The sequence below is a fragment of the Caenimonas terrae genome (assembly GCF_042655405.1).
GTDB classification, from domain to species: Bacteria; Pseudomonadota; Gammaproteobacteria; order Burkholderiales; family Burkholderiaceae_C; genus Ramlibacter; species Ramlibacter terrae_A.
The window spans coordinates 255,551-270,982 of record NZ_JBHSMF010000006.1 but is presented as its reverse complement, the minus strand read 5'-3'; the positions used below and the strand labels follow the sequence as shown (position 1 = coordinate 270,982).

Here is a 15,432-nt window from a genome sequence, read left to right as displayed (position 1 = left end):
TCCCCGTCATGGAATTGTCACCACGCACCGCGCCCACCACCGCGCCGCAACCGGCCGCCGACGGCCCGCTGCGGTTCCTGGACCGCGACCACAGCATCCTGGCCTTCCAGGAGCGGGTGCTGGACTGGGCTCATCGGCGCGACGTGCCGCTGCTGGAGCGGCTGCGCTACCTGTGCATCGTCTCGTCCAACCTGGACGAGTTCTTCGAGGTGCGGGCCGCACCGCACCTGACCGCGGTCCAGAACGGCGACCACAAGGGCCTGTACACCATCGAAACCTTCGAGGCGCTGTCGCAGGCGGCCCACAAGCTGGTCGACAAGCAGTACGCGCTGTTCAACGAGGAGCTGACGCCGGCCTTCGTCAAGGCCGGCATCGAGATCGTCTCCCACGGCGACCGCAACGCCGCCCAGCGCGCCTGGGTCGCCGAGTATTTCGAGCGCGAGGTCCGGCCGCTGCTGATCCCGGTCGGGCTGGATCCGGCCCATCCCTTTCCGCAGGTGGCCAACAAGTCGCTGAACTTCATCGTCCGCCTGGGCGGCAAGGATGCGTTCGGGCGCGAGAACGAGATCGCCATCGTCAAGGTGCCGCGCGTGCTGCCGCGCGTGATCCGGATGCCGGCCAAGGTGTCGGGCAAGAAGGCGCTGTTCGTCTCGCTGTCCAGCGTGATCCGGGCCCACCTGGACAGCCTGTTCAGCGGGCGCGAGGTCGGCCAGTTCTCGCAGTTCCGCGTCACCCGCCACTCGGACCTGGCGGTGGACGAGGACGACGTGCGCAACCTGCGCACCGCCCTGCGCCTGGGCCTGCAGCACCGGCACTACGGCCAGGCCACGCGCCTCGAAGTCTCCTCGGGCTGCTCCGATTACCTGGCCAGCTTCCTGCTGCAGCAGTTCAACCTGCCGCCGGCGGCGCTGTACCGGGTGCACGGCCCGGTCAACCTGGTGCGGCTGCAGCAGCTGATCGACCTGGTGGACGCGCCGCAGCTGCTGTTCCCGCCCTACAAGCCGTCCTGGCCGGTGGAGCTGGTGCGCGGCCAGTCCTTCTTCGAGCAACTGCAGCGGCGCGAAGTGCTGATGCATCACCCTTACGAAAGCTATGACGCCGTGCTGGAGTTCCTGCGCGAGGCGGTGCAGGACGCCAACGTGCTGGCGATCAAGCAGACCATCTACCGCACCGGCGCCGATTCGACGCTGATGGACCTGCTGCGCGAGGGCGTGCGCCGCGGCAAGGAAGTGACCGTGGTGGTGGAGCTGCAGGCCCGCTTCGACGAGGAAGCCAACATCAACTGGTCGGAGATGCTGGAGTCGATCGGCGCCCAGGTGGTCTACGGCGTGCTGGGCTTGAAGACGCACGCCAAGATGCTGCTGGTGACGCGGCGCGAGGGCCGGGAGCTGCGCCGCTACGCCCACCTGGGAACCGGCAACTACAACGCCCGCACCGCGCGCCTGTACACCGACCTGAGCTTCCTCACGGCGGATCCCTTGCTCACCGCCGACCTTGAGAACGTGTTCCTGCAGCTGGCCAGCCAGAGCAAGCTGCCGCGCCTGAACCTGGCGCTGGTGGCGCCGTTCCAGCTGCACCGCAAGCTGATCGAGAAGATCGACGTGCTGGGCGAGGCGGCCTCGCGCGGGATCGAGACCCGGGTGGTGCTGAAGATGAACGCGCTGACCGACGAGGCGCTGATGCTGGCGCTGCTGCGCGCCGGCCGGCACGGCGCCAGGATCGACCTGATCGTGCGCGGCGCCTGCATGCTGCCGGCCCGGGTGCCGGGCGTCTCGGACAACATCCGCGTGCGCTCCATCGTCGGCCGCTTCCTGGAACATTCGCGCGTGTTCTACCTGCGCTGCGGCAGCACCGAGGAGCTGTACCTGTCCAGCGCCGACTGGATGAACCGCAACATGCTGCGCCGCATCGAGCTGGCCTGGCCGGTGAACGAGCCGCGGCTGCGCCAGCGGATCATCGACGAATGCCTGGTGGCCTGCCTGCACGACGACCGCGACGCCTGGGACCTGATGGCCGACGGCAGCTACAAGCGGGTCAAGGGCGCGGGCGACCCCAAGGGCCATGGCGCGCAGGCGGCCCTGATGGCCCGCTATGCGGCGCGCGACAACACCGAAGGAGCCTGACCGTGGACCTGATCCTGTGGCGCCATGCCGAAGCCGAAGACCCGTACGATGGCCAGAGCGACCTGCAGCGCGCGCTCACCCCGCGCGGCGAGAAGCAGGCGGCCCGCATGGCCGTGTGGCTGGACCGGCACCTGCCGGACAGCGCGCGCATCCTGTGCAGCCCGGCGCTGCGCTGCGAGCAGACCGTGCTGCCGCTGGGCCGCAAGTACAAGCTGAGCGAGGCACTGGCGCCGGACATGGGCGTCGACAAGCTGCTGGAGGGCGCGGACTGGCCGCACTCCCGGCCGGCGGTGCTGGTGGTCGGCCACCAGCCGACGCTGGGGCAGGCGGTGGCGCGGCTGATCGGCGTGAGCAACGGCGACTTCCCGATCCGCAAGGGCGCCGTGTGGTGGCTGCGCAGCCGCGAGCGCGACGGCCACCAGCAGACCGTGGTGCTGTCGGTGCAGTCGCCCGACCTGGTCTAGCGCCGGCTATTGCTGCTGCTGCGCCTGCAGGCGGGCGCGGCGCTCCAGGCTGGCGGCCGGCCAGTGCTCGGAAGCCCGGTAATACTCGGCAACGGCGGGCGTGCCGGGCGGCAGCAGCACCCACGGCTGCTTGGTCGAGGTGAAGATGTGGATGTCCGGCGGCAGCCGGCCGGCCTCGTCCAGCGTGCCGACGCGCACGAAGCGCACGGCGGCGCCGGCGCCGGCGTAGTTGCTCCAGACCGCCACCTTGCAGTGGGGGCAGCGCGCAATCTGCTGGCCCTTGCCGCTGGCCGAGGGCGTGTCCACCACCTCGACTTCCCCCGCCAGCAGCTGCACGCGGTCGGACTCGACCATCGCGTTGAGCGCGAAGGCCGAGCCGCTTTCGCGCTGGCACCAGGTGCAATGGCAGCAATGGACGAACAGCGGCGGACCATGCAGCTGGTAGCGCACGTGGCGGCAGCTGCAGCCGCCGTCCAGGACCGCCGGTGCCTCGTCCATCGCTGCCTCCCGCCCTTATTCCTTCGACGGCCTGCCGGTCTTGATCGGCGGCACGGCGGCCAGGGCGGCCGTGAATGCCGCATCGCTCATGGCGGCGAGCGCCTTGATGCCGGCGCGCAGCAGCTCGCTCTTCTTGGCGGCGGTGCCGTGCATGCCGGCGCGCAGCTTCAGGTCCTGCAGCACGGTGAACTCGGCCTTGGGAATGGTGAAGCTGTCGCGCACCAGCTTGGGCTTCTTCGGCTTGTCGGCTTTCGGCGCCTCCGCCGGCCTGGCCGGCAGCGGCCGGGCCGAGGCGGCCGGGGCGGGGGAGGCGGCGGGCCGTGGCGCGGCCTTCGCGCGCGGCCTGGCCGCGGCCGGCTTCTTCGGCGCGGGCTTGCGCACCGGGATCACGGACTTGCTGGTTTTCTTGCTGGTTGCCATGGACGCCCTGCGGAAGTTAAACGGTATATACAGTTTATCCCGGTCGCGGCGCAGGCTCCTAGAAGGTCATGGTGGTGCGCAGGCCGACGGCGGTGGCATTGGGAATACGCTGCTTGCGGGCAGCGTCCGCGGGATCGACCGCCCCGGCTGCGGGCCTGATGGTGTACTGGAGCACCCCCTGCAGCAGCCAAGAGGGCGCCAGCTGGTACACGTAGGTCGCCTCCAGCAGGGTTTCATGGCTGCGCACGGGAATGCGGGTGTTGTTGAACGCGTTGAGGTCCCGGTCAAGTGCGAGCGCATCCTGGCTGAGCTTGAGAAAGGCCACGCCGACGCCCAGCACGTCATGGGGCCGTGCCGCGAACGGCGCGGTCACGGTCAGGCCCGCGTCGGCGGAGAAGCTCACCAGGTTGCGGTCCGACGGCGCGGCCATGGCGCGCAGGAAAACGTTCACGGCCCCGGGACCAGCTTGCGCGCGCCACAGCATCCGGTCGGCCGTGGCATACAGGCTGAAGTTGCCCCGGTGCTGGGCCGGGCCTGCATTGCTAGCCGGGTCCGCCTGGGACAGGCCCTGGGCATCGCGGCGCTGGTCGGCAAACGACTTGCTGTGGTGCCACACGCCGAGCTTGTAGGTCGCGGGCAATCCAGTCGCACCTTGCGTCTCGCCGGGCGCTGCCTGGTTGACAGCGTACTGGTACTCGGCGATGGCGAGGGTGCCGCCGTGCAGGCTGAATGTGGTTCCGCGCGGATTGGCGACCTGTGCATCCTGGCTGCTGGAATTGGCCGCATCGCCGGCGAACACGCCCGCCAGGAGGGTGGATGTCTCCGACAGCTGTGCGCGCACGCGCACGCCCAGGCTGGCCAGCGGGTACACCCCGCCGCTGGCGGGAAGGTCCACCGAGGGCAGCGCGGGCCAACCGAAGTAAGCCGCGGCAAACGGCGCGGCGCCGCCGTTGATCATGAATTCCTGGTCGATGCTCTGCTGGCCGACCTTGATGTCAAGCGAGCCGCTGACCTGGTGGCGGTACCACAGCTCCCAGAGCCGGGTCGCCCTGCGGGCCTCCAGGTTGCTCGCAGTGTGAAAGCTGCCCACGTATTCCGGCGTGAATTCGCGGCCATGGATCTGCAAGGCGCTGGCAAACAAGGTGCCGCCGTGCCAGGCGCCCGCCTGTTCGGTGTCCATGGTCAGATTCAATGTCGTGAGGCCACGGTAGGCCTGCCCCTGGCGAAGGCCGCCGCGCAGCACCCCGGTCACCTCGCTGGCTTCGGTCAGTCCCAGCACCGTGCCGTGGCGAGCCAACGCGGGGCGCAAGCCGCCCATGTCGCCCAGCAGGCCGCGCGGCAGGTCGCCCTCGCTCGCTGCCCCGCCGTCGGCATCCGGGCGGGCGGGTTCCGCCGCACCGGCATAGCTGCCGAATCCTGCCGCCGATGCGACCAAGGCGGCACCGGCAAGCCGGGCGAAGGTCCGCAGGCCCGTCAGGTCGTGGATGTCGGGTCTGCGCTGGTTCACGGTTCGCACTTTCCTTGTAGGAGCGGCCAGCGGCACATCGACGACGCCGGCACGCTGCCGGCGCTGGTCGGCGCCCAGGTTGCGGCGAGTCTACGCTGCTGTCCCGCCTGGCCCGGAGGCCAGCGGGCCGGAAAGCCCGGCGCGCAGACGTCGCCTTGCGGTTCGCTGTGGGCTTTATCGGTTTTCTGACGCAGCATGGAGGGTCTGCGGATGCACTGAAGTCCATCGGGAGACGACAGGCCCATCAACCGGAGCGGATCGACGATGACCGAATTCGAACTGAAGCTGGAAGTGCCGCCCGAGCGGCTGCAGCCGCTGGCCGCCGCGCTGCGCCAGGGGCCGGCCAGGCGCGAGCGCCTGCGCGCCACCTATTTCGACACGCCGGACGGCGCGCTGGCCCGCCACGGCATCGTCGTGCGGATGCGCCAGGAAGGCCGCAAGTGGGTGCAGACCGCCAAGGCGCCCGGCCGCGGGCCGCTGGAGCGGCAGGAGCACAACGCCCCGGTGGCGCCGGACGCAGCGGCAATGATTCCGGCGGTGGACCTCGCGCGCCACGCCGGCACGCCGGCGGGGCAGGCGATCCGCCGCGCGCTCCGGCTCAAGCCGCAGGCCGCCTTTCCGCCGCTGGTGGCCCTGTACGAAACCGACGTGACGCGCCTGTCCGTGACGGTTGCGCGCGGCGCATCCCAGATCGAACTGGCGCTGGACGAAGGCCGCATCGTCGCCGGCGCGCACTCCGTGCCGGTGCGCGAGCTGGAGCTGGAACTGCAGCAGGGCGCGCCCGCCGATGTGGTGCAACTGGCGCGCGAAGGCTGCGCGCTGCACGGCCTGTGGCTGAGCACCATCAGCAAGTCGGCGAAAGGCCAGCGGCTGGCGGGCACGACGGCACGGCCGGTTGCCACCGTGCAGCCGCCCGCGGTCGGGCCGCGCGCCGGCGGGCAGGAACTGGTGGCGGCGGTGTTGTCGTCCTGCCTGGGCCAGGTGCTGGAGTACGCCAGCGAAGTCGCCGGCGGCAGCACCGATGCCGAACACATCCACCAGCTGCGGGTGGGCATCCGCCGCCTGCGCACCGCGCTGCGCGAGCTGGCCGGCCTGGCCCAGGGCATCGATCCCGGCTGGGAAGCGCCGCTGGTGGCGGCGTTCCGGGTGCTGGGACGGCACCGCGACCAGGGCCACCTGGCGCGCACCGTCGAGCCGCTGATGGAAGGCGCCGGCGGCCCGGCGGTTGCGCCGCAGGCGCTGCAGCCGCAGGTGCCCGATCCCGGCGCGGCGGTGCGCGCACCGGCGTTCCAGGATGCGCTGCTGGGGCTGCTGGCCTTCGTGCACGGCGGCGCCGCCGGCGCCGGTCCGGACCACGATGCCACCAGGAAGCGCGTGCGCAAGGCGCTGGCCGGCCTGCATGCCCGGGTGCTCAAGGATGGCCGCCGCTTCGCCAGCCTGGACGAGGCGCGCCAGCACCGCGCGCGCAAGCGCGCCAAGCGCCTGCGCTACCTGGCCGAGTTCGCCGCGCCGCTGTTTGCGCCGGCCAGGAGCCAGGCCTTTGCCGACCGCCTCAAGCCGGTGCAGGACGCGCTGGGGCTGTACAACGACGAACTGATGGCGCTGCACGCCTACCGGTCGCTGGCCGCCACCGAGCCGCGCGCCTGGTTTGCCGCCGGCTGGCTGAGCGCGCGGCGCGAGCCCAATGCACAGGCCTGCCAGCGGGCGATCCAGGATTTCGGCCGGGCCCGGCCGTTCTGGGACTGACGGCCCGGCTCACGCCAGCGCCAGGATCCACGGCGTCTTCTGCCAGGCGATCACTTCCTCGCGCAGCAGGTAGGCCGACTGCGGCCAGGCCTGCGGCCAGTCGGCGCGCAGGGCGAGCGTGATCACGTGGCCGTCGGCGCGCAGCTGCACGCCCTTGAGGTCGGGATCGCGCCGCGCGTGGCACAGGATCACCGCCAGCCGCAGGCACAGCAGCTGGTGCACGAACAGGTCGTCCTCGAAGTCGGCGTCCAGCTTGCGCAGCTTGCCCCGGTGGCCCAGCACCAGCAGGCTCAGCCGGTGCAGTTCGGGCTGCGCGAACCCGGGCGCGTCGGCGTTGTCCAGGATGTAGGCACCGTGCTTGTGGTAATCGCTGTGCGAGATCTGGCTGCCGATCTCGTGCAGCTGCGCGGCCCAGCCCAGCTCGCCCTGCTGGCGATCGAGTTCGGCGGCGTCGCTGCCGCTGCGCAGCTGGCGCAGCAGCTGGCCGGCGACCCGGCCCACGCGTGCCGCCTGCGCCGGATCGGCGCCGAACTTGCCGGCCAGCCGCTGCACGGTAGTGGACCGGATGTCGGTCTCGCTGTGTTCCCGGTCCAGCAGGTCGAACAGCGCGCCATGGCGCAGCGCACCCTCGGCGGCGTGCAGCACGTCGATCTCCAGCAGGTCGAAGGTGGCCTGCAGCACGCTCAGGCCGCCGCCGATCACCGCCCGGCGGTCGTCCTTGATGCCATCGAGCTTGAGCTTGTCGGCGCTGCGGGCGGCCAGCAGCCGCTCGTGCAGCCACTGCAGCCCGGCACGGTCGATCAGCCCGGCCGGCCGGCCGGCGGCGCCCAGCACGTCGGCCACCGCGCCGATGGTGCCGGAGGCGCCGTAGGCCACGTCCCAGTCGCTGCGCCGGTAGGCGCCCAGCGCTTCGTCCAGCACCGCCTTGGCCGCGACCTCGGCCCGGGCGAAGGCGCCTTCGGTGAACTGGCCTTCGGGGAAATGCTTCATCGACCAGGCGACGCTGCCCACCCGGTAGCTCTCGGTGGTGCCGGCGGTGAAATGCTGGCCCAGGATCAGTTCGGTGGAGCGGCCGCCGATGTCCACCACCAGCCGGCGCTCGTCCGACTGCGGCAGCAGGTGGGCCACGCCCTGGTAGATCAGCCGCGCTTCCTCGCGGCCGGAGATGACGTCGATCGGAAAGCCCAGGATGGCATGGGCGCGCTCCAGGAACTCGTCGCGGTTGCGCGCCTCGCGCAGCGTCTGGGTGGCGACCGCACGCACCTGGTTGCGCTTGAAGCCGGCCAGCCGCTCGCCGAAGCGCGCCAGGCAGTCCCAGCCGCGCTGCATCGCCTCGCGCGTGAGGTTGCGCTCCTCGTCCAGGCCGTTGCCCTGGCGCACCGTCTCCTTGAGGTATTCGGTGCGGTGGATCTGCCCGTGGTCGAAGCGGCCGATCTCGAGGCGGTAGCTGTTCGATCCGAGGTCGACGGCGGCAAGCAGGGTTCCGTTTTGCATCAGGCTGGTTCGGCGGGGGCGTGGTCCAGCATAGCATCGGGCCCGCCGCCATTGGGCCGGCCGGCGCACCTCAACCGACGACACGCCCGTCCGCTGTCAGCATGCTCTGGGTGACGTAGCCGGCGCTGCGGCGGCTGCCGTCGAAGGCGACTCGGTAGCCGCCCAGGTCCAGCGCGGCGAGCTTCTGGAACGCGGCCAGCGCGCTGGCGCGGGTGACGGCGCCGTCGATGCCGGCCAGCACTTCGGCGGTGTAGCGGGCGGCGATGAAGCCGGCCAGGCTCAGCGCCGTCGGCTGCTCGTCGAACAGCCGCGCCAGCACCTCGCGGTAACGCCGCACGATCGGCACCGAGGACGCCGTCACCATCGGCACCACCTGGGTCGCGATCACCGGCGTGGCCCGGGCGCCGCCCATCTGCAGCACGGTCTGCAGGTTGACGTCGGCCAGCGCCACCACGTAGCGCTGGCGCGCCTGCCGGTCCAGCCCCTGGGTGAACTGCACCAGTTCCGGGGTGCCGCCGATGAACAGCAGCACGGCCGGCGTGGCCTGGTCCATCTGCTGGCCCAGCTGCGCCAGCGGCAGGTCGCCGGGATAGCTGCGCAGGCCGAGCCTGAGGCCGGCGGCGATGCGGGCGGCGTCCTCGCGGTACAGCGCGTGTTCGCGGCGGGATGCGAACACCGCGCCGACTTCGCGCACGCCGGTGGCCGAGAGCGACTTCAGCGCGTGGGCGATCTGCTCGCGGCGCGCCGCGAAGATTGGAAAAGTGCGCTCGTCGATCTCCTGCATCGAGTTCTGCAGCCAGGGCGCGACGTGGGCGATCGCCAGCGCTTCCTGCCGCAGCAGCGCCGCCAGCTGGGTGGCCGCCGGGTCGCTGACGGTGCCGGACAGCGCGATGCAGGCGGGGTTGTCGCGCACCGAGCGCAACACCGCCTGCAGGCTGGCCGGCGTTCCGTCCACCTCGAGCACGAGGTGCTGGATCGGCCGGCCGCGCAGGCCGCCGCCGGCGTTGACGTCCTGCCAGGCGGCGCGCGAGCCGACCAGGAAGTCCCGCGAGACGTCCTGCTGCTCGTTGGACAGGTCGACGACCTGGGCCACCACCAGGGGGTGGGCCTGGGCGTGCCCGGGCTGGCACCAGGCCGCGCGGGTGGTGGCGAGCACGGCAGCGGCAGCGGATTTCAGGACCGTTCTCCGGCGCAGGCCTGCATGGGTTCGGCGCATCGGGTGCAATCCGGGGCTCAGCGGCGCGGCGGCATCAGCACGCGGTCGATCGCGTAGACCACGCCGTTGCTGGCGATGACTTCGTGGCCCTGGGCCAGCGCGTCTTCCACGGTGACGAAGTCGCCGGTGCGCGCCAGCGCGACCTCGGCGCCGTTGGCGGTCCTCGCATTGACGGTCTTGATGTCGGCGGGCACCATCCGGGCAGGAAGCACGTGGTAGCTCAGCACCGCCTTCAGGCGGGCCGGGTCCTTCAGTTCGGCCATGGTCGCGGCCGGCACTCCGGCGAAGGCCTCGTTGGTCGGGGCGAAGACCGTGTAAGGGCCGGCGCCGCGCAGCATGTCGGCCAGCCCGGCTTGCTGCACCAGGGCGTTGAGCGTGCTCAGCTGCGGGTCGCGGGCCAGCGTGTCGGCCACCGACAGCGGGGCGGACGGCGTGGCGCAGCCGGCCAGCAGTGCCAGCAGCGAAGCGGCAAGAAGGAAGCGGCGATTGGACATTGGGTTTTCTCCTGGAGTAGTTGGCCCGCCCGAGGCTAGGGCGCAGCCGTGTCAACCGCATGACAACCCCGCGGTCCGGGCGTCGCCCGCCGCCGGCGGCCGGCCGAGGCAGTGTCATCCCCCTGTCACACAAGCTTCGTAGAGTCGTGGCAGTCCACTCCAACCAGAGGTAACCCTCCATGAACAAGACTTTCCGCATCGCCGCCTTGTCGCTTGCCGGCTTCTCGGCCCTGTCCTTCGCCGCCGCTGCCGGCGCCCAGGAAGTCACCGGCGCCGGCGCCAGCTTCCCGGCACCGCTGTATTCCAAGTGGGCCTCCGACTACAACAAGGCCACCGGCGTCAGGATCAACTACCAGTCGGTCGGCTCCGGTGCCGGCATCAAGCAGATCGACAGCAAGACCGTCGACTTCGGCGCCTCCGACATGCCGCAGAAGGACGAGGACCTGGCCAAGAAGGGCCAGATGCAGTTCCCCACCGTCATCGGCGGCGTCATCCCGGTGGTCAACATCAAGGGCATCGGCCCCGGCCAGCTCAAGCTCAACGGCCAGGTGCTGGGCGACATCTACCTGGGCAAGATCACCAAGTGGAGCGACGCTGCCATCAAGGCGATCAACCCCGGCCTGGCACTGCCGGACGCGGCAATCTCGCCGGTGCGCCGCGCCGACGGCTCGGGCACGACCTTCATCTTCACCAACTACCTGAGCAAGGTGAACCCGGAGTGGAAGTCCAAGGTGGGTGAGGGCACCGCCGTGAACTGGCCCACGGGCGCCGGCGGCAAGGGCAACGAGGGCGTCGCCGCCTTCGTCGCGCGGCTGCCCAACTCGATCGGCTACGTGGAATACGCGTACGTCAAGCAGAACAAGATGACCTATGCCCAGATGCAGAATGCGGCCGGCAAGTTCGTCTCGCCCGAAGACCGGGCGTTCAAGGCGGCCGCCGCCGGCGCGCAGTGGAACAAGAGCTTCTACCAGATCCTCACCGACCAGCCGGGCGCCGAGTCCTGGCCCATCACCGGCGCGACATTCATCCTGATGCACAAGGTGCAGGACAAGCCGGCCCAGGCCGCGGCGACGCTGAAGTTCTTCCAGTGGGCCTACCAGCAGGGCGACAAGACCGCCGCCGAGCTTGACTACGTCGCGATGCCGGCGGTGGTCAAGACCCAGATCGAGAAGGCCTGGGGCGAGATCAAGGACGGCTCCGGCAAGGCCGTGGCCATCAAGTAAGCGGCAGCGGATCCGCTCCGAACCGACGGGAAGGGCCGCCTGTGTCCTCTACACTTCCGGCCCATGAGGCCTCGTTCGACCTGTCGCGTTCGCTCTCGCCGGAGCGCGCGATGAGCATGCCGCCGGCTGCCCATCCCCTGCGCACCTCCGCCATCGCCGACCGCCTGTTCGGATGGGCGGCCCGCGGCGCCGCGCTGCTCACGCTCGGGATGCTGGCCGCCATCCTGCTGTCGCTGCTGGTCGGGGCCTGGCCGGCGATCGAGAAGTACGGGCTGGGCTTCCTCACCAACAGCGTCTGGGACCCGGTGAGCGAGGAGTTCGGCGGCCTGGTGATGATCTACGGCACCCTGGCCACCTCGCTGATCGCGCTGGTGATCGCGGTGCCGGTCAGCTTCGGCATCGCCCTGTTCCTGACCGAACTGTCGCCGGCCTGGCTCAAGCGCCCGCTGGGGACGGCGATCGAGCTGCTGGCGGCCATCCCGTCGATCGTGTACGGCATGTGGGGCCTGCTGGTGTTCGGGCCCATCCTGGCCACTTACGTGCAGCAGCCGCTGCAGAGCCTGTTCGCCGGCGTGCCCTACCTCGGCGCGCTGGTGTCGGGCCCGCCGGTGGGCATCGGCATCCTCTCGGCCGGGATCATCCTGGCCATCATGATCATTCCCTTCATCGCCTCGGTGATGCGCGACGTGTTCGACGTCACCCCGCCGATGCTCAAGGAGTCGGCCTACGCGCTGGGCTCCACCACCTGGGAAGTGGTGTCGCAGGTGGTGCTGCCCTATACCAAGGCCGGCGTGATCGGCGGCATCATGCTGGGCCTGGGCCGGGCGCTGGGCGAGACCATGGCCGTCACCTTCGTGATCGGCAACTTCAACCAGCTCGATTCGCTGTCGCTGTTCCAGGCCGCCAACAGCATCACCTCCGCCCTGGCCAACGAGTTCGCCGAAGCCGGCGAGGGCCTGCACCAGGCCGCGCTGATCTACCTGGGCCTGGTGCTGTTCTTCATCACCTTCGTCGTGCTGTCGCTGTCCAAGCTGCTGCTGGCGCGGCTGCGCCGCCATGAGGGGGCCAAGTCGTGAGCGCCGCACCGGCCACCCCCGGGGGCACCGGCGAGCGCCTGCTGCGCAAGGCCGACGCCGCCCGCGGCCGCGAGCTGAAGTACGCGGTGCGCAAGCGCGTGAACCTGGTCGCCCTGACGCTGTCGCTGCTGGCGATGGTGTTCGGCATCTTCTGGCTGGTCTGGATCCTGTGGGACACAGTGCGGCTGGGGCTGGGCGGGTTGACCTGGGCCACGCTGACGCAGATGACGCCACCGCCCAACGAGGCCGGCGGCATCGCCAACGCGATCTACGGATCCTTCCTGATGGTGGCGTTGGCCACCTTCGTCGCCACGCCGGTCGGCATCATGGCCGGCATCTACCTGGCCGAATACGACCTCAAGGGCTGGCTGGGCTCGCTGACCCGCTTCGTCAACGACATCCTGCTGTCGGCGCCGTCCATCGTCATCGGCCTGTTCGTCTACACGGTGGTGGTGGCCCGCTTCAAGTCGTTCTCCGGCTGGGCCGGCATCGCCGCGCTGGCCCTGATCGTGGTGCCGGTGGTGATCCGCACCACCGAGAACATGCTGATGCTGGTGCCGGCCGGCCTGCGCGAGGCGGCCTACGCCCTGGGCGCCCCCAAGTGGAAGGTGATCATGAGCATCACCCTGCGCGCCGCCCGGGCCGGCGTGGTGACCGGCGTGCTGCTGGCGGTCGCCCGCATCTCGGGCGAGACGGCGCCGCTGCTCTTCACCTCGCTGAGCAACCAGTTCTGGACCTCCAGCCTGTCCGGGCCGGTGGCCAGCCTGCCGGTGACCATCTTCAAGTTCGCCATGAGCCCGTACGAGAACTGGCAGCAGCTGGCCTGGGCCGGCGTGTTCCTGATCACCATCGCGGTGCTCGGGCTGAACATCCTCGCGCGGGTGCTGACCCGCAGCAAGATCTGACAAGGCAAGAATGAACACCGCCACCCTGGCTGCAGCGCCCGTCGCGCCCGTCGCAAGCCCCGGCATGTCCGCCGTCGCTGCCGCCGGCGCCGCCGCGCCGAAGATCGCGATCCGCGACCTCAATTTCTATTACGGCAAGTTCCACGCCCTCAAGAACATCAACCTGGACATCCCCGAGCACAAGGTCACCGCCTTCATCGGCCCGTCCGGCTGCGGCAAGTCGACGCTGCTGCGCACCTTCAACCGCATGTTCGAGCTGTATCCGGAACAGCGGGCCGAGGGCGAGATCGTGCTGGACGGCGAGAACCTGCTGGCTTCCAAGCGCGACGTCGCGCTGATCCGGGCCCGCATCGGCATGGTGTTCCAGAAGCCGACGCCGTTCCCGATGTCGATCTACGACAACATCGCCTTCGGCGTGCGCCTGTTCGAGAACCTCAGCGCCACCGACATGGACGAGCGGGTCGAGTGGGCGCTGCGCAAGGCGGCGCTGTGGGGCGAAGTGCGCGACAAGATGAAGCAGAGCGGCGCCGGCCTGTCCGGCGGCCAGCAGCAGCGCCTGTGCATCGCCCGCGGCATCGCCATCAAGCCCGAGGTGCTGCTGCTGGACGAACCCTGTTCGGCGCTGGACCCGATCTCCACCGCCAGGATCGAGGAGCTGATCGGCGAGCTCAAGCACGACTACACCGTGGTGATCGTCACCCACAACATGCAGCAGGCGGCGCGGGTCAGTGACTACACTGCCTACATGTACCTGGGCGACCTGGTGGAAGTGGGGGAGACCGAACAGATCTTCTTCAAGCCCAAGCGCAAGGAAACCGAGGACTACATCACGGGCCGATTCGGTTGAGGAGATTTCATGCCTGACAAACACCTCTCCACCCAGTTCGACAGCGAACTCAACGGCGTGTCCTCGCGCGTGATGGAGCTGGGCGGGCTGGTCGAATCGCAGATCCGCAGCGCGATCTATGCCTTCACCCAGTTCAACGCCGAAGCCGCCGACGAAGTGTTCGAGATCGAGGAGCGGGTCAACCGGATGGAGATCGACATCGACCGCGAGCTGTCGTCGATCATCGCCCGGCGCCAGCCGACGGCGCGCGACCTGCGGCTGCTGATCGCCATCTCCAAGACCACCGCCAACCTGGAGCGGGTCGGCGACGAAACCACGCGGATCGCCCGCATGGTCCGCAACATCGTCGACAAGAGCGGCGCCGGCCGCACGCTGCCTTCGTCGGAGCTGCGGGTGGCGGCCGACCTGGCGTCGGCGCTGCTGCGCAAGGCGCTGGACGCCTTCGCGCGGCTGGACACCGCCGCCGCGGTCGCGATCCTGAAGGAGGACGACGCCATCGACCGGGAGTTCGACGGCTTCGTGCGCAAGCTGATCACCTACATGATGGAAGACCCGCGCACCATCTCCGCCAGCCTGGACCTGCTGTTCCTGGCCAAGGCGATCGAGCGCATCGGCGACCACGCCAAGAACATCGGCGAGCTGATCATCTACGTCGTCAAGGGCGCCGACGTGCGCCATTCGTCGATGGAAGACATCGAATCAGCGGTGAGATGAAGCACCAGCCCCGGGTCCTGATCGTCGAGGACGAACCGTCGATCGCCGAACTGGTGTCGGTCAACCTGCGCCACAACGGCTTCGCGCCGGTGTGGGCGGAAGACGGCATCGCGGCGCAGCGCGAGCTCGATGCGGTGCTGCCCGACGCCATCCTGCTGGACTGGATGCTGCCGGGCCAGAGCGGCCTGGCGCTGGCGCGCAAGTGGCGCGCCGACAGCCGCACCAGGGCGATCCCGATCCTGATGCTGACGGCCCGCGGCGACGAGCCGGACAAGGTGGCGGGGCTCGACGCCGGCGCCGACGACTACATCACCAAGCCGTTCTCCACCCAGGAGCTGCTGGCGCGCATCCGCGCCGTGCTGCGGCGGCGGGCGCCGGAACAGGGCTCGGAGACGGTGACCATCGGCGAGCTGGCGCTGGACGCCGCCACCCACCGGGTCAACTGGCGCGGCCGGCCGCTGAAGGTCGGGCCCACCGAGTTCAAGCTGCTGCACTTCCTGATGAAGCACCCGGAGCGCGTCCACAGCCGCTCGCAGCTGCTGGACAAGGTCTGGGGCGACCACGTGTTCATCGAGGAGCGCACCGTCGACGTCCACGTCAAGCGGCTGCGCGAATCGCTGGGGCCGGCCGCCGGCGCGCTGGAGACGGTGCGCGGCGCCGGCTATCGCCTGACGGCGCAGGTCGGCAGCGCGGCGCCGAGCTGAG

Annotated in this window: 15 protein-coding genes; 9 read left to right on the top strand and 6 right to left on the bottom strand. The window is 70.2% G+C overall.

Going from position 1 to position 15,432, the window contains the following annotated elements; genetic code table 11:
- The first annotated feature begins 8 nt into the window (after positions 1-8).
- Together ppk1 and ACFPOE_RS08160 are read left to right on the top strand one after the other, a co-directional pair.
- Complete coding sequence (gene ppk1, locus ACFPOE_RS08165) at positions 9-2,123, top strand: polyphosphate kinase 1 (protein ID WP_376849590.1); 2,115 nt, start codon at positions 9-11, stop codon at positions 2,121-2,123.
- A 2-nt stretch (positions 2,124-2,125) separates the two neighbouring features.
- Positions 2,126-2,587, top strand: a complete 462-nt coding sequence (locus tag ACFPOE_RS08160; protein ID WP_376849589.1) for a SixA phosphatase family protein — start codon at positions 2,126-2,128, stop codon at positions 2,585-2,587.
- 6 nt (positions 2,588-2,593) lie between these two features.
- On the opposite strand, the gene ACFPOE_RS08155 is transcribed toward ACFPOE_RS08160, so the two are convergent.
- Genes ACFPOE_RS08155 through ACFPOE_RS08145 form a run of 3 tightly spaced genes read right to left on the bottom strand, consistent with a single transcriptional unit; the run spans position 2,594 to position 5,012 of the window.
- Complete coding sequence (locus tag ACFPOE_RS08155; protein ID WP_376849588.1) at positions 2,594-3,085, bottom strand: GFA family protein; 492 nt, start codon at positions 3,083-3,085, stop codon at positions 2,594-2,596.
- Positions 3,086-3,100: 15 nt separating this feature from the next.
- A complete protein-coding gene (locus tag ACFPOE_RS08150; protein WP_376849587.1) occupies positions 3,101-3,505 on the bottom strand; it encodes a hypothetical protein in 405 nt (134 codons plus the stop codon).
- A 58-nt stretch (positions 3,506-3,563) separates the two neighbouring features.
- Positions 3,564-5,012: a carbohydrate porin gene (locus tag ACFPOE_RS08145; RefSeq protein WP_376849586.1), complete on the bottom strand. Its 1,449-nt coding sequence runs from the start codon at positions 5,010-5,012 to the stop codon at positions 3,564-3,566.
- Between the two features lie 264 nt (positions 5,013-5,276).
- Between ACFPOE_RS08145 and ACFPOE_RS08140 the strand changes: the two genes are divergently transcribed.
- Complete coding sequence (locus ACFPOE_RS08140; protein WP_376849585.1) at positions 5,277-6,758, top strand: CYTH and CHAD domain-containing protein; 1,482 nt, start codon at positions 5,277-5,279, stop codon at positions 6,756-6,758.
- Positions 6,759-6,767: 9 nt separating this feature from the next.
- On the opposite strand, the gene ACFPOE_RS08135 is transcribed toward ACFPOE_RS08140, so the two are convergent.
- From ACFPOE_RS08135 to ACFPOE_RS08125, 3 genes are all read right to left on the bottom strand, one after another.
- The gene (locus tag ACFPOE_RS08135; protein WP_376849584.1) at positions 6,768-8,252 is read right to left on the bottom strand and encodes a Ppx/GppA phosphatase family protein; all 1,485 of its coding nucleotides are present in this window, start codon (positions 8,250-8,252) and stop codon (positions 6,768-6,770) included.
- Between the two features lie 70 nt (positions 8,253-8,322).
- Positions 8,323-9,408, bottom strand: coding sequence for an ABC transporter substrate-binding protein (locus ACFPOE_RS08130; protein ID WP_376849583.1), 1,086 nt, complete (start codon positions 9,406-9,408; stop codon positions 8,323-8,325).
- A 77-nt stretch (positions 9,409-9,485) separates the two neighbouring features.
- Positions 9,486-9,962 carry a fasciclin domain-containing protein gene (locus tag ACFPOE_RS08125; protein WP_376849582.1) on the bottom strand — a complete coding sequence of 159 codons (477 nt, stop codon included), beginning with the start codon at positions 9,960-9,962 and terminating at the stop codon, positions 9,486-9,488.
- 179 nt (positions 9,963-10,141) lie between these two features.
- On the opposite strand from ACFPOE_RS08125, the gene pstS reads away from it, so the two are divergent.
- From pstS to phoB, 6 genes are all read left to right on the top strand, one after another.
- A complete protein-coding gene (gene pstS, locus ACFPOE_RS08120; protein ID WP_376849581.1) occupies positions 10,142-11,185 on the top strand; it encodes a phosphate ABC transporter substrate-binding protein PstS in 1,044 nt (347 codons plus the stop codon).
- A gap of 110 nt (positions 11,186-11,295) precedes the next feature.
- Positions 11,296-12,261 (top strand): phosphate ABC transporter permease subunit PstC, encoded by a 966-nt coding sequence (gene pstC, locus ACFPOE_RS08115; RefSeq protein ID WP_376850622.1) that lies wholly within the window; start codon positions 11,296-11,298, stop codon positions 12,259-12,261.
- A 38-nt stretch (positions 12,262-12,299) separates the two neighbouring features.
- Positions 12,300-13,166 carry a phosphate ABC transporter permease PstA gene (gene pstA / locus ACFPOE_RS08110; protein WP_376850621.1) on the top strand — a complete coding sequence of 289 codons (867 nt, stop codon included), beginning with the start codon at positions 12,300-12,302 and terminating at the stop codon, positions 13,164-13,166.
- Positions 13,167-13,176: 10 nt separating this feature from the next.
- Complete coding sequence (pstB, locus tag ACFPOE_RS08105; protein WP_376849580.1) at positions 13,177-14,013, top strand: phosphate ABC transporter ATP-binding protein PstB; 837 nt, start codon at positions 13,177-13,179, stop codon at positions 14,011-14,013.
- Between the two features lie 9 nt (positions 14,014-14,022).
- Complete coding sequence (gene phoU / locus ACFPOE_RS08100) at positions 14,023-14,727, top strand: phosphate signaling complex protein PhoU (RefSeq protein ID WP_376849579.1); 705 nt, start codon at positions 14,023-14,025, stop codon at positions 14,725-14,727.
- Positions 14,724-15,431 (top strand): phosphate regulon transcriptional regulator PhoB, encoded by a 708-nt coding sequence (phoB, locus tag ACFPOE_RS08095; RefSeq protein WP_376849578.1) that lies wholly within the window; start codon positions 14,724-14,726, stop codon positions 15,429-15,431. The genes phoU and phoB overlap by 4 nt, the downstream gene beginning before the upstream one ends.
- Position 15,432: the final 1 nt, after the last annotated feature.